Raw genomic sequence first — 13,817 nt, forward strand, 5'->3', positions numbered from 1 at the left:
GAGTCGAACCGGCCCGAGTCGAACCGGCCCGAGTCGAACCGGCCCGAGCCGAACCGGCCCGAGCCGAGCCGAGCCGAGCCGGGCCTGTTCGTCGCCCGGCCCCCGCTGAACTCTCGGTCGGACGCCCGCTCCTACTGCCTCAGCCGCCCGTCCCCGAACTCGCCAGCGCCTCCGACAGCTCCACGGCCACCTGGCGCAGCACCGGCACGATGCGTTCGGTCGCCGCCTCGGTGACGCGTCCCGCCGGCCCGGAGATGGAAATGGCGGCGGCGGTGGGGGAGTTGGGGACGGAGACGGCCAGGCAGCGGACGCCGATCTCCTGTTCGTTGTCGTCGACCGCGTAGCCGAGCGTGCGGACGTCCTCCAGGGCGGCGAGGAAGCCGTCGGGCGTGGTGATCGTCTTGTCCGTGGCGGCCGGCATGCCCGTACGGGCCAGCAGGGCGCGGACCTCGTCGGCCGGGACGTCGGCGAGGAGGGCCTTGCCGACGCCGGTGGAGTGGGGCAGCACCCGGCGGCCCACCTCGGTGAACATCCGCATGGAGTGCTTGGACGGCACCTGGGCGACGTAGACGATCTCGTCGCCGTCCAGGAGTGCCATGTTCGCCGTCTCGCCGGTCTCCTCCACCAGGCGCGCGAGGTAGGGGCGCGCCCAGGTGCCGAGCAGCCGGGACGCGGACTCGCCGAGGCGGATCAGGCGCGGGCCGAGGGCGTACCGCCGGTTGGACTGCTGGCGCACGTAGCCGCAGACGACCAGCGTCCGCATCAGGCGGTGGATGGTCGGCAGCGGCAGCCCGCTGCTCGCGGACAGCTCGCTGAGGCCCACCTCGCCGCCGGCGTCCGCCATCCGCTCCAGCAGATCGAAGGCGCGCTCCAGGGACTGGACGCCACCGGAGGACGACTTGGTGGACTCGGTGGCGCTGGCGCTGGAGGTCGGCACGGGCACGGTCCTTTCGGATGGCAGGGAGGTCGCAGCCTACCGGGCAGTTCGTTGACTGCTCGCTTGTGCGTCACTACGTTCTGCTCAGTGGAATTTTAATTCCGTCTTGTGAAAACATCCAGTGTGGATGCGGTCGAGGCAGAGTGGAGGAGTGCGCCCTTGACGGGGCGGAGGCGGGGGTGAAAACTCCTTCAACAGAACGTTGAATTCCGTTACGCGGAAGTAAATACCGTGACGCGGAAGTGAACAGCGGTACGGCGAGAGGGGTCCCGGTGTCCGAGGCTGAACTGGTGGTGCGCTCGACGCGTGTCCTGACCCCCGGCGGATCGCGCCCCGCCGCGGTCGCCGTCGCGGACGGCAGGATCACGGCCGTACTCCCGTACGACGCCGAGGTACCGTCCGGTGCCCGCCTGGAGGATCTCGGCGACCACGTCCTGCTGCCCGGCCTCGTCGACACCCACGTCCATGTCAACGACCCCGGCCGCACCCACTGGGAGGGCTTCTGGACCGCCACGCGCGCCGCGGCGGCCGGCGGCATCACCACCCTCGTCGACATGCCGCTCAACTCCCTCCCGCCGACCACGACACCCGACCACCTCCGCACCAAGCGCGAGGTGGCCGCCGACAAGGCGCACATCGACGTCGGCTTCTGGGGCGGCGCCCTGCCCGACAACGTCAAGGACCTGCGGCCGCTGCACGACGCCGGGGTCTTCGGCTTCAAGGCGTTCCTGTCACCCTCGGGCGTGGACGAGTTCCCGCACCTCGACAGGGGCGGACTCGCCCGGTCCCTGGCCGAGATCGCCGGCTTCGGCGGCCTGCTCATCGTTCACGCCGAGGACCCCCACCACCTCGACGCCGCACCCCGGCGGGGCGGACCGCGCTACGCCGACTTCCTCGCCTCCCGCCCCCGCGACGCCGAGGACACCGCCATCGCGACCCTCATCGCCGAGGCCCGCCGCCTCGACGCGCGCGTCCACGTCCTGCACCTCTCCTCCAGCGACGCGCTCCCGCTGATCGCCGAGGCCAAACGCGACGGCGTACGCATCACCGTCGAGACCTGCCCCCACTACCTCACCCTCACCGCCGAGGAAGTCCCGGACGGGGCCAGCGAGTTCAAGTGCTGCCCGCCCATCCGGGAGTCGGCCAACCAGGACCTCCTCTGGCAGGCCCTCGCGGACGGCACGATCGACTGCGTGGTCACCGACCACTCCCCGTCGACGGCCGACCTGAAGACCGACGACTTCGCCACCGCCTGGGGCGGCATCTCCGGCCTGCAACTGAGCCTCGCGGCGGTCTGGACGGCGGCCCGGGGGCGCGGCCACGGCCTGGAGGACGTGGTCCGGTGGATGTCGTCGCGCACGGCCGAACTGGTGGGCCTCGACGACCGCAAGGGCGCCATCGAGGCGGGCCGCGACGCCGACTTCGCCGTCTTCGCCCCGGACGAGACCTTCACCGTCGACCCGGCCGCACTCCACCACCGCAACCGCGTCACCGCGTACGCCGGCAAGACCCTGTACGGCGTGGTCAGGTCCACCTGGCTGCGCGGCGAACGCATCGTCGAGGACGGCCGGTTCACCGCCCCGAAGGGACGACTCCTCACCCGCACCCCCTGATCCACCCACCGCACCCGCGGCGGACGACCACCGAAAGGCAGACCTGATCATCGTGACGGCGCAGCAGCACTCCCCGTCGGCGAGCTTCACCGGCGACGCGAGCCCGTACGGCGGCGGTGACCCGTACGCGGACTACCGCACCGCCAACTTCCCCTTCACCCGCTACGCCGACCTCGCCGACCGACGGCTCGGCGCCGGTGTGATCGCCGCCAACGACGAGTTCTTCGCCCAGCGCGAGAACCTGCTGGTGCCCGAGCGCGCCGAGTTCGACCCCGAGCACTTCGGGCACAAGGGCAAGATCATGGACGGCTGGGAGACGCGCCGCCGCCGGGGCGCCTCGGCCGACCACCCCTGGCCGACCGCCGAGGACCACGACTGGGCCCTGATCCGCCTGGGCGCGCCCGGCGTGATCCGCGGGATCGTCGTCGACACGGCCCACTTCCGCGGCAACTACCCACAGGCCGTCTCTGTCGAGGCCGCGTGCGTGGCCGGAGCCCCCTCCCCGGAGGATCTGCTCGCCGACGACGTGAAGTGGACGACCCTCGTCCCGCGCACCCCGGTCGGCGGCCACGCGGCCAACGGTTTCCAGGTCTCCGTCGAGCAGCGCTTCACCCACCTCCGCCTGAACCAGCACCCCGACGGCGGCATCGCCCGTCTGCGGGTGTACGGCGAGGTCGTGCCGGACCCCGCCTGGCTGGCCGCCCTCGGCACCTTCGACGTGGTCGCCCTGGAGAACGGCGGCCTGGCCGAGGACGCCTCCAACCTCTTCTACTCACCCGCCACCAACACCATCCAGCCCGGCCGCGCCCGGGTGATGCACGAGTGCTGGGAGACCCGCCGCCGCCGCGACCAGGGCAACGACTGGATCCGCTACCGCCTCGCCGCCCAGTGCGAGATCCGCGCCCTGGAGATCGACACGGCCTATCTCAAGGGCAACGCGGCGGGCTGGGCCACGGTCTCGGTGCGCGACGAGGAGGACGGTGACGACGGCGACTGGACCGAGATCCTTCCCCGCACCCGCCTCCAGCCCGACACCCCGCACCGCTTCGTCCTCGACACCCCGGTCGTGGCCACCCACGCCCGCGTCGACATCTACCCCGACGGCGGCATCTCCCGTCTGCGCCTCTTCGGCTCCCTGACGCAGAAGGGCAGCACCCACCTGTCGACCCGCCACCAGGAACTGGGCGGCTGAGCAGCGCCCCCGCCACCCCGGAGCCCCTCGGCGGGGGTCTTGCCTGGGACGGCAGGGCCTCGAAGGACGCCCGACCCCGCGGCGCGACCCGTCACGGCCGAGGGGTCACCCGGACTTCCGGCTCTCCGCCGCCGCGAACAGGGCGAGGGCCAGGACGATGAGCGCGATGCTCACGTACAGCTCGTAGCCGTCCAGGACGCTCCACCGCTGCGTCACCCCCCACCCCAGCTTGCCGGTGACTTCGTACACGAGACCGCCCGTGCCCTGCAGCAGGGCGAGGAACCCGAAAAGCTCCAACAACCGCTTCATGCCCAGGATCCTCGCCCCGCCGCCTCCCCGCCCGCATCGGCCGCGGGGCCAGGCCTGTCCGACCGGAGTACCGATCCACCGGGCCGGGAACCGACCGAAGTCGCCCGGCCCGCGACTTTCGTCGCGATCCCCGGCGTGAGGGAGGTGGCGGCCGCCGCGCCTGCGTAGATTTGTCGACCGTGAATGGTGACAAGCCGGTGCCGGAGCCCCCGGCCTTCCCCGGGCGGAGCTGGCTGTTGCCGTCGGCCCTGCTCGACGACGACCACGACCCCGGACTCGACCAAGGCCCCGGACCCGGCCCCAGCCCCGGACCAGGGCTGGTGTCCGGCCGCCCCGGACGCCGGTCCCGGCGGACCGCGCGCGACTGGGTCGTCGACTTCACCTGCTTCCTGCTGGCCGTGTTCATCGGCCTGCTGGGCGTGGACGCGGTCAGGAACGAGCCCGACCTGCCGCAGGCCTTCGCCGTCCTCGACCAGGTCATGGGCGCGCTCGCCTGCGCCGCCGTATGGCTGCGCCGCCGTTGGCCCGTCGGCCTCGCCGTGGCGATGGTGCCCGTCTGCTTCGTGTCCAACACCGCGGGCGGGGCCGGCCTCGTCGCCCTCTTCACGCTCACCGTGCACCGGCCCTTCCGTTACGTGGCCTGGATCGGCGGCGCGGGCCTCGTACTGAACCCGCTGTTCTACTTGCTGCGCCCCGACCCGGACATCGCCTACCCGTGGTCGGTCGTCCTCACCGTGCTCCTCACCGCCGCGATCGTCGGCTGGGGCATGTTCGTACGCTCCAAGCGGCAGCTCATGCTCAGCTTCCGGGACCGCGCCCGGCGCGCCGAGCGGGAGGCGGCGCTGCGGGCCGAGCAGGCGCAACGGCTCGCCCGTGAGGCCATCGCCCGCGAGATGCACGACGTCCTGGCGCACCGTCTGACCCTGCTGAGCGTGCACGCGGGCGCACTGGAGTTCCGGCCCGACGCGCCCCGCGCCGAGATCGTCCGCGCGGCGGGCGTCATCCGGGAGAGCGCCCACGAGGCCCTCCAGGACCTGCGGGAGATCATCGGCGTACTGCGCGCCGGTGAACCGGACGACGCGGGCCGCCCCCAGCCCACCCTCGCCGCGCTCGACACGCTCGTCTCCGAGTGCCGGGAGGCCGGCATGAAGGTCGTCCTCGACCAGCACGTCACCGACCGCTCCGCCGTCCCCGCCTCGATCGGCCGCACCGCCTACCGCATCGCCCAGGAGTGCCTGACCAACGCCCGCAAGCACGCCCCCGGCGCCGAGGTCACCGTCACCGTCACGGGCGCCCCGGGCGACGGACTCACCGTCGCCGTACGCAACCCGGCGCCCCCGGGGGAGGTCCCGCCCGTCCCCGGCTCCGGTCAGGGCCTCATCGGCCTCACCGAACGCGCCACACTGGCCGGCGGCCGCCTGGACCACGGCCCCGAGCCGGACGGCGGGTACCACGTGCGGGCCCGGCTGCCCTGGGACTGACGACGGATCGCGACGTGCGCGACGCCATCTCGTCCACCATGATGGCCAGTTGACGCGTGCGTGCCGTGCGGCACGGCACACCTGGTGGGTCTCGGGAGGACAGGTCAGTGAGTTCCGGGGGACACAACCCGTATCAGCCGCCCTGGCAGCCGAACGGAGGGCCGTACCCCCCTCCTCCGGGCGCGCCCCCGGGACCGTACGTTCCACCCCGGCCGGGCCCGCCGCCGTACCCCCACCCCCCGCACCCGTACGGTCCGCAGCCGCCGCCCACCCTGGTGCGGCGGCTGCGGGAGGACGAATGGCCGCCGCTGCGGGAGTTCCTGAGCGGGCTGCGGCTGCACGGCTGCCTGTGGGCGATGGCCGTGATGTGCGCCTGGCCGATGGTGTTCGGCCTGCTGGTCGGCTATCCGCTGGCCCGCTCCGCCCGCCGCCCGGCCCGGCGGATCTTCCCCTCCCGCGCCCGCCACCGCCTCGTGGACGACGACGTGGCGCGGATGCAGAAGCGGCGAGCCTGGACGGCCACCCTCATGTCCCTGCTGATCCTCGCGGTGTACGGCAAGCCCGAGGACGTGGACCAGGCGCAGCAGCAGTTCACGATGCGCCTGTTCGTCACCCCCTGGCTGCTGCTGCTCAGCGCGCCCGTGGTCGTCGCCGCCCTCTTCCACTGGTCGTCGCCGGGCACCCGCCGGGCCATGCGCGCCCCGCTGCGCACCGCCGGGAGATCGGCCCTGTGGTACGTCGGCGCCTTCACGGCGGTGCCGCTCCTCGCGGGCGCGATCTACTACACCCGCACCCACCTGGCGCCGGACATGAACGTGTGGGCGCCGTTCGCCCTCCTCGTGCCCCTGCTCTGGGTACTGCTCTTCATCGCCTTCGCCTCCGGCCCCGCCGTGCGCAGCGCCTTCAACACCGCCGATGTGCATCCGGCGCTCCCGGCGCTGCTCACCGGCGGCCTGGTGTGGGAGTTCGCCGCCCTCAACCTGGCCGTCGGCGGGCCGCCGCCGGGCCCGCCCCTGGTGCAGCTCGCCGCCCTCGTCGGCGGTCCGGCCTCGGTGACCGCCGTGGCGTGGTGGGAGGTACGCCGTCTGCGTACCCGGTACGGGGTACGCCTGCGTGCCTGAGGAGTGCTCCCCGGCGCCGTCACACCGAGCGCGGCACCACCCGCTGTCCCGCCGAGCCGTACACCCACGCCGACGCCTCGTCGATGAAGTCGCCCGGGAAGCCGAGGCGGAAGGCGGTGGTCTCCTCCAGCCGGGCCAGCACCTCCTCGGGCAGGACGAGCCGGGCCGCGCCCAGGTTGTCCATGAGCTGCTCGACACGGCGGGCACCGAGGATGGGGTGCACGGCGGGGGAGTGGGCCATGGTCCAGGCGATGGCGATCTGCGCCGGGGTGGCCCCGAGTTCGTCCGCGGCGCTCTGCACGGCCTCCGCGACCGCCCGCTCGCGCTCCCCGACCGCCTCGGCGGACAGCCGGGTCGCGGTGCCCGGTGCCACCCCGCCCGGCCGGGTGTACTTGCCGGACAGAAGGCCGTTCTGCAGCGGGCTCCAGGCCGCCACCGACATGCCGAACGCCTCCGCCATCGGCAGCAGCTCGCGCTCGATGTCCCGGTTGAGCAGGCTGTACGGCACATGGAGCGCCGACAGCGCCGACCAACCCCGCCACTCCGCCAGGGTGTTGGCGCGTGCGACCACCCAGGCCGGGGCGTCCGAGATGCCGATGTAGAGCACCTTCCCGGACCGTACGGCGTCGTCGAGGGCGCGCATCGTCTCCTCGACCGGCGTGTTCCGGTCCCAGATGTGCACCCAGTAGATGTCGACGTAGTCGGTGTTCAGGCGCCGCAGGCTCGTCTCCAGGGACAGCGCGAGGTTCTTGCGGTGGTTGCCGGCGGCGTTGGGGTCGCTGCCGTCGCGGGAGACGGTGTACTTGGTGGACAGCACGAACCGGTCGCGCCGCCCCTTGAGCAGTTCGCCGACGATCCGCTCGCTCTCCCCGCCCCGGTAGTTGACGGCCGTGTCGATCACGTTGCCGCCGGCTTCCGCGTACACGTCGAGGATCCGCGCGCACTCCTCCCGGGGCGCCCCCACCCCACCCTGCTCCCCGAACGTCATGGCGCCCAGGAACAGCTCGGAGACGCGCAGCCCGGTCCGGCCCAGGAGTCGGTAACGCACCCAAAACCTCCGTCAGTTGAATGCCGTACCGGCCGACACTAACGGGTCGGCCGTGGCGACGCGGCGGTCCGGGCCGGGCGGTCATTACGGTAGGACCCCATGACCGACACCGGGCATGCCCCATGACCGACTCCCGTACGTGCTTCACGACCGACTCCCGAACGGTGGGCCGATGACCGCGATCCGACTGCTCCTCGTCGACGACGACCCCCTCGTGCGCGCCGGGCTCTCCTTCATGCTGGGCGGCGCCGACGACATCGAGATCGTCGGCGAGGGCGCCGACGGCGACGAGGTGGACGCCCTGGTCGAGCGCACCCGCCCCGACGTCGTCCTCATGGACATCCGGATGCCGACCGTGGACGGCCTCACGGCCACCGAGCGGCTGCGCGCCCGCGCGGACGCGCCGCAGGTCGTCGTCCTCACCACCTTCCACGCCGACGACCAGGTCCTGCGCGCCCTGCGCGTGGGCGCCGCCGGCTTCGTCCTCAAGGACACCCCGCCCGCCGACATCGTCGAGGCGGTACGACGGGTCGCGGCCGGCGACCCGGTCCTCTCGCCCGCCGTCACCCGCCGGCTCATGGCCCACGCCGCCGGCAGCGCCCCCGACACCCGCCGCGGCGCCGCCCGTTCCCGGGTCGCCGTCCTCAACGACCGCGAACGCGCGGTCGCCGTCGCCGTCGGCCGGGGTGCCTCCAACGCCGAGATCGCCGGTGAACTCTTCCTGAGCATCGCCACCGTCAAGACCCACGTCTCCCGCATCCTCGCCAAACTCGACCTCAACAACCGTGTGCAGATCGCCCTGTTGACGTACGACGCCGGGCTCTTGGACGACGACGGGCACTCCTGAGCCGGGCGGGGAGTTGGAGGGGCGAGGGGGGAAGTCATGGGGCATGAGCATGTGATCGACCTGGGGGAGTACGGGCCGGGGTTCACCGAGAACCCGCATCCCGTCTACGCCGAACTGCGCGAGCGCGGCCCGGTGCACCGGGTCCGGCTGCCGAAGCACGACGCGCACCACGAGGTATGGCTCGTCGTGGGGTACGAGGAGGCGCGGGCGGCGCTCGCCGACCCCCGGCTGTCCAAGGACGGCTCGAAGATCGGGACGACGTTCCTCGACGAGGAGCTGATCGGCAAGTACCTGCTGGTCGCCGACCCGCCCCAGCACACCCGGCTGCGGGGGCTGATCACCCGCGAGTTCACCGGTCGCCGGGTGGAGCGACTGCGGCCCAGGGTCCAGGAGATCACCGACTCGCTGCTGGAAGCGATGGTGCCGCGGGGCCGCGCCGATCTCGTGGAGTCGTTCGCGTACCCGCTGCCGCTCACCGTCATCTGCGAGCTGCTCGGTGTGCCCGAGATCGACCGGGCGGCCTTCCGCAAGCTGTCCACGGAGGCGGTGGCGCCGACCAGCGGGGAGAGCGAGTACGAGGCCATCCTGCAACTCGGCGTCTATCTGGGTGAGTTGATCGAGGACAAGCGCTGCTCGCCGCCCGCCGAGGACCTGCTGAGCGCCCTGATCCGGACGACCGACGAGGACGGCGACCGGCTGTCCCCCGCCGAACTGCGCGGCATGGCCTTCATCCTCCTCGTCGCCGGCCACGAGACCACGGTCAACCTCATCACCGGCGCCGTCCACGCCCTGCTCACCCATCCCGGGCAACTCGCCGAGGTGCGGGCCGACATGGGCCTGGTCGACGCGGTCGTGGAGGAGACCCTGCGGCACGAGGGCCCGGTGGAGAACGCGACGTTCCGCTTCGCCGCCGAGCCACTGGAGATAGGGGGCACGGCCATTCCGGCGGGCGACTCGGTGCTGATCGGCCTGGCCGCCGCCGACCGCGACGACACCCGGTATCCCGCCCCCGACCGCTTCGACCTCCACCGCGACACGCGTGGCCACCTCGCCTTCGGCCACGGCATCCACTTCTGCCTCGGCGCCCCGCTGGCCCGGCTGGAGGCCCGCGTCGCCCTCCGGGCTCTTCTGCGGCGCTGTCCCGACCTGGCCCTCGACGGGCCGCCGGGGGAGTGGTTGCCGGGCATGCTGATACGGGGGGTACGGAGCCTGCCGCTGCGTTGGTGAGAGGGGGTCTCGCCCCCGCCGCCCTACCCGTCCCATCCCACAGGGGCTGCGCCCCTTCGACCCCCCGGCAGCGGCTGAGCGGGGCTTCTCGCGCGGTTCCCCGCGCCCCCGAAGACCGGCCCTGCGGGCCCGGAAGGCGGCAGCCCGGCCGGGGCGCTGAAAGGCAGGGGCGCGGGGAACCGCGCGACAAGCCCCCACCGGACCCGCAGCCGCGAAACCCACCCAGGCCCACCCGGACGGAGCGGAACCCGCACGCCGGAGGCCGGCCGCTACTCCCGACCCCCCGCGATCTCCCCGAGGTTCACGGGCCGGTGCTCCGCCCGGGACAGCTCGCACGCCTCGGCGACCCGCAGCGCCTGGAGCGCCTCACGCCCGTCGCACGGATTGGCCCGCTCCCCGCGCACCACCTCCACGAACGCGGCGATCTCGGCCTCGTAGGCGGCGGCGAAGCGCTCCAGGAAGCCGGTCCAGGGCTTGTCCGCCGGCGGTGGCCCCTTCGGCTCCGTGGACGCGACCGGCGTACGGTCGTCCAGCCCGACCACCACGGTGTCCAGCTCCCCGGCCAGCTCCAGCCGCACGTCGTACCCGGCACCGTTCACCCGTGCCGCCGTCGCCGTCACGAGCGTGCCGTCCTCCAGCGTGAGCACGGCGGCGGCGGTGTCCAGGTCGTGCGCCTCCCGGAACATCGGGTGCCCGGCGTCCGACCCGGTGGCGTACACCGTGGCGACCTCGCGCCCCGTCACCCACCGCACGATGTCGAAGTCGTGGATCAGGGTGTCCCGGTAGATCCCGCCGGACACCGACAGATAGTGCGCGGGCGGCGGCGTCTGGTCGGCCGTGAGCGCGCGTACGGTGTGCAGCCGTCCGAGCCGGCCCGCGCGTACCGCCTCCCGCGCGGTGACGTAGCCGGAGTCGAAGCGCCGCTGGAAGCCCATCTGCAGCACCGTCCCGGCCGCGTCGACCTCGGTCAGCGCGCTTAACGTGCTCGGCAGGTCCACGGCGACGGGTTTCTCGCAGAACACCGGGAGACCCGAGCGTGCTGCCCGACCGATCAGTTCGCCGTGGGCCGAGGTCGCGGCCGTTATGACCACGGCGTCCACACCCCAGGTGAAGATCTCGTCCACTCCCGGCGCCACCGTCTCGCCGAGGCGATCCGCGAGGTCGTGGGCCCGGGCCGGATCGACGTCCGTGATGATCAGAGAGCCGACATCACGGTGGCGGCTGAGCGTGGTCGCGTGGAACGTCCCGATGCGACCCGCGCCGATGAGTCCGATGCGCATGGGAAACAAAGTGGGGTCGTACCCGCCGCTGTGTCAATGCTTTGTCCGGACAACCGAACCACGCAACTTCCCGTCACCAGGCACCGGGGCTACGCTCGGCCCGTGCCGAAACCAGAAGAGGCTCCGACCGTGTCGCTCCAGCTCAGCGTCGACCGCAGCAGTCCGGTCCCGCTCTACTTCCAGCTGTCCCAGCAGCTGGAGGCGGCGATCGAGCACGGCGAGCTGACTCCGGGCAGTCTGCTGGGCAACGAGATCGAACTGGCCGCCCGCCTCGGCCTCTCCCGCCCGACCGTCCGCCAGGCCATCCAGTCCCTGGTCGACAAGGGCCTGCTCGTACGCCGCCGCGGCGTGGGCACCCAGGTCGTCCACAGCCAGGTCAAACGCCCCCTGGAACTGAGCAGCCTCTTCGACGACCTGGAGGCCGCCGGCCAGCGCCCGGCCACCCGCGTCCTCCTCAACACCACCGTCGCCGCCTCCGCCGAGGTCGCAGCGGCCCTGGCCGTCGCGGAGGGCGGCGAAGTCCACCGTATCGAGCGACTCCGTCTGGCCCACGGCGAACCCATGGCCTACCTCTGCAACTACCTGCCCGCCGACCTCATCGACCTCGACTCCCCCCAGCTCGAAGCCACCGGTCTCTACCGCCTCATGCGCGCCGCGGGCATCACCCTGCACAGCGCCCGCCAGACCATCGGAGCGAAGGCGGCCACCCCGGACGAGGCCGGCCGCCTGACCGAACCCGAGGGCGCCCCTCTGCTCACCATGCAGCGCACCACCTTCGACGACACGGGCCGAGCCGTCGAATACGGCACCCACATCTACCGGGCATCCCGCTATTCGTTCGACTTCCAACTGCTGGTGAGGACGTAGGAGCTGTGAAAGCACGGGGCGCAGCCCCTGCTTTCACAGGGGCGCGGGGAACTGCGCGACCAGCCCCCACCCATCCGCACTCGAAAAAACCACCCATGGCACCCCCGCCCCCACGGCGCACCGAGCGGAGCGCTAAGGCAGAATCGGCCCGATGAGCACTTACCGCGACTTCACCCACCGCGGCTCCGCGCGGGCCACCGTCCTGCGGACCGTGGGAACGCGCGAGCGCCGCTCCCACCTGACGGCCCCCCGCGTCCCCACCGTCGGCATCGACATCGGCGGCACGAAGGTGATGGCGGGCGTCGTGGACGCCGACGGCAACATCCTGGAGAAGCTCCGCACGGAGACCCCGGACAAGTCCAAGAGCCCCCAGGTCGTCGAGGACACCATCACGGAACTGGTCCTGGACCTCTCCGACCGGCACGACGTGCACGCCGTCGGCATCGGCGCCGCCGGCTGGGTGGACGCGGAGCGCAACCGGGTCCTGTTCGCCCCCCACCTGTCCTGGCGCAACGAGCCGCTGCGCGACCGCCTCGCCGGCCGGCTCGCCGTCCCGGTCCTGGTCGACAACGACGCCAACGCCGCCGCCTGGGCGGAGTGGCGGTTCGGCGCAGGCCGCGACGAGGACCACCTGGTCATGATCACGCTGGGCACCGGCATCGGTGGCGCGATCCTGGAGGACGGCCAGGTCAAGCGCGGCAAGTTCGGTGTCGCGGGCGAGTTCGGCCATATGCAGGTCGTGCCCGGCGGCCACCGTTGCCCCTGCGGCAACCGCGGCTGCTGGGAGCAGTACAGCTCGGGAAACGCCCTGGTCAGAGAGGCGCGGGAACTCGCGGCGGCCGACTCGCCGGTGGCGTACGGAATCATCGAGCACGTCAAGGGGAACATCGGGGACATCACCGGCCCGATGATCACCGAGCTGGCCCGTGAGGGCGACGCGATGTGCATCGAACTGCTCCAGGACATCGGCCAGTGGCTCGGCGTCGGCATCGCCAACCTCGCCGCCGCCCTCGACCCGTCCTGCTTCGTCATCGGCGGCGGTGTCTCGGCCGCCGACGACCTGCTGATCGGCCCCGCCCGGGACGCCTTCCGCCGCCACCTCACCGGCCGCGGCTACCGCCCCGAGGCCCGCATCGCGCGCGCCCAGCTGGGCCCCGAGGCCGGCATGGTGGGCGCCGCCGACCTCGCCAGACTCGTCGCCCGCCGCTTCCGCCGCGCCAACCGGCGCCGGGTGGAGCGCTACGAGCGCTACGCGCGGTACGTGGAGGCCCGCCGCACCACCCAGGACACCGCGTGACCACCTCGGTGCCGCGCCAGGGTTCCTCCCCGGAGGAGCCGGAGCGGCCCGCGGAGGACCGCGGGCACCGCAACCGCCGCCGGGCCATCACCCTGGCGATCATCGTGCTGCTCATCGGCGTACCCGCCGGCTACCTGGTGATCTCCGCCAACCAGAGCCGCGACAGCGGCAAGGACAAGGAGGAGAAGTACTCGGCGACCGGCCTCACCGCCCACTGGCCCTCCCGGGTCCAGCAGCGTCTCTACCAGGTGCCGATCCCGCCGTACTCCAAGCACGTGGCGTACTACGAGACGAACAACTGGCGGACCAGCCGTCTCTACGTGCAGTTCTATACGAGCAACGAGGGCCTGGAGAGCTTCCTCGGCCAGGTCGGCGTCAGCACCGCCGACCTGAAGAAGGACAAGATCGCCATCAACGCCCGCGACCGGGGGATCGTCGGCTGGGACTTCACCGGCGTCGGCCCCTGGTACGGCCTCGTCAGCGACCGCAAGAACCCCGCGCCCACCCATGACATCGTCGTGAACCGGACCAACCCGGACCATCCGATGGTGTATGTGGTCTCGCGAACCGTGCCCTGACCAGGGAGAATCCCGGTCCG

13 protein-coding genes are annotated in these 13,817 nt (G+C 72.5%); 9 read left to right on the top strand and 4 right to left on the bottom strand.

Annotated elements, in window-relative coordinates; all coding sequences use genetic code 11:
- Nucleotides 1-139: 139 nt before the first annotated feature.
- Nucleotides 140-937 (bottom strand): IclR family transcriptional regulator, encoded by a 798-nt coding sequence (locus tag H4687_RS36350; RefSeq protein WP_020114243.1) that lies wholly within the window; start codon nucleotides 935-937, stop codon nucleotides 140-142.
- Nucleotides 938-1,209: 272 nt separating this feature from the next.
- Here H4687_RS36350 and allB point away from each other — a divergent pair, with 272 nt between their 5' ends.
- Nucleotides 1,210-2,550: an allantoinase AllB gene (gene allB, locus H4687_RS36355; protein WP_046920263.1), complete on the top strand. Its 1,341-nt coding sequence runs from the start codon at nucleotides 1,210-1,212 to the stop codon at nucleotides 2,548-2,550.
- Between the two features lie 52 nt (nucleotides 2,551-2,602).
- Entirely contained in the window at nucleotides 2,603-3,742 is a 1,140-nt protein-coding gene (alc, locus tag H4687_RS36360; protein WP_046920264.1) for an allantoicase, read from the top strand.
- Nucleotides 3,743-3,847: 105 nt separating this feature from the next.
- Here alc and H4687_RS36365 read toward each other — a convergent pair whose 3' ends face one another.
- A complete protein-coding gene (locus H4687_RS36365) occupies nucleotides 3,848-4,051 on the bottom strand; it encodes a hypothetical protein (RefSeq protein ID WP_046920265.1) in 204 nt (67 codons plus the stop codon).
- A 179-nt stretch (nucleotides 4,052-4,230) separates the two neighbouring features.
- On the opposite strand from H4687_RS36365, the gene H4687_RS36370 reads away from it, so the two are divergent.
- Both H4687_RS36370 and H4687_RS36375 read left to right on the top strand, forming a co-directional pair.
- The gene (locus H4687_RS36370) at nucleotides 4,231-5,532 is read left to right on the top strand and encodes a sensor histidine kinase (protein ID WP_192781760.1); all 1,302 of its coding nucleotides are present in this window, start codon (nucleotides 4,231-4,233) and stop codon (nucleotides 5,530-5,532) included.
- Nucleotides 5,533-5,807: 275 nt separating this feature from the next.
- Complete coding sequence (locus H4687_RS36375; RefSeq protein WP_046918868.1) at nucleotides 5,808-6,653, top strand: hypothetical protein; 846 nt, start codon at nucleotides 5,808-5,810, stop codon at nucleotides 6,651-6,653.
- Between the two features lie 19 nt (nucleotides 6,654-6,672).
- On the opposite strand, the gene H4687_RS36380 is transcribed toward H4687_RS36375, so the two are convergent.
- Nucleotides 6,673-7,701, bottom strand: a complete 1,029-nt coding sequence (locus H4687_RS36380; RefSeq protein ID WP_046918865.1) for an aldo/keto reductase — start codon at nucleotides 7,699-7,701, stop codon at nucleotides 6,673-6,675.
- A 172-nt stretch (nucleotides 7,702-7,873) separates the two neighbouring features.
- On the opposite strand from H4687_RS36380, the gene H4687_RS36385 reads away from it, so the two are divergent.
- Together H4687_RS36385 and H4687_RS36390 are read left to right on the top strand one after the other, a co-directional pair.
- Nucleotides 7,874-8,548, top strand: coding sequence for a response regulator (locus tag H4687_RS36385; protein ID WP_046918866.1), 675 nt, complete (start codon nucleotides 7,874-7,876; stop codon nucleotides 8,546-8,548).
- Nucleotides 8,549-8,584: 36 nt separating this feature from the next.
- On the top strand, nucleotides 8,585-9,775 hold the full coding sequence (locus tag H4687_RS36390) for a cytochrome P450 family protein (RefSeq protein ID WP_046918867.1): 1,191 nt from the start codon (nucleotides 8,585-8,587) through the stop codon (nucleotides 9,773-9,775).
- Between the two features lie 269 nt (nucleotides 9,776-10,044).
- Here H4687_RS36390 and H4687_RS36395 read toward each other — a convergent pair whose 3' ends face one another.
- A complete protein-coding gene (locus H4687_RS36395) occupies nucleotides 10,045-11,055 on the bottom strand; it encodes a Gfo/Idh/MocA family oxidoreductase (RefSeq protein WP_046918599.1) in 1,011 nt (336 codons plus the stop codon).
- A gap of 129 nt (nucleotides 11,056-11,184) precedes the next feature.
- On the opposite strand from H4687_RS36395, the gene H4687_RS36400 reads away from it, so the two are divergent.
- The 3 genes from H4687_RS36400 (at nucleotide 11,185) to H4687_RS36410 (ending at nucleotide 13,797) form a co-directional block, all read left to right on the top strand.
- Nucleotides 11,185-11,922 (top strand): GntR family transcriptional regulator, encoded by a 738-nt coding sequence (locus H4687_RS36400; RefSeq protein WP_046918598.1) that lies wholly within the window; start codon nucleotides 11,185-11,187, stop codon nucleotides 11,920-11,922.
- A gap of 151 nt (nucleotides 11,923-12,073) precedes the next feature.
- Nucleotides 12,074-13,219, top strand: coding sequence for an ROK family glucokinase (locus H4687_RS36405; protein ID WP_005482226.1), 1,146 nt, complete (start codon nucleotides 12,074-12,076; stop codon nucleotides 13,217-13,219).
- Nucleotides 13,216-13,797, top strand: a complete 582-nt coding sequence (locus tag H4687_RS36410) for a hypothetical protein (RefSeq protein ID WP_005482227.1) — start codon at nucleotides 13,216-13,218, stop codon at nucleotides 13,795-13,797. Before H4687_RS36405 ends, H4687_RS36410 begins: the two co-directional genes overlap by 4 nt.
- Nucleotides 13,798-13,817 lie beyond the last annotated feature (20 nt).

Origin of the sequence: Streptomyces stelliscabiei (assembly GCF_014873495.1) — a bacterium.
Classification (GTDB): Bacteria; Actinomycetota; Actinomycetes; order Streptomycetales; family Streptomycetaceae; genus Streptomyces; species Streptomyces bottropensis.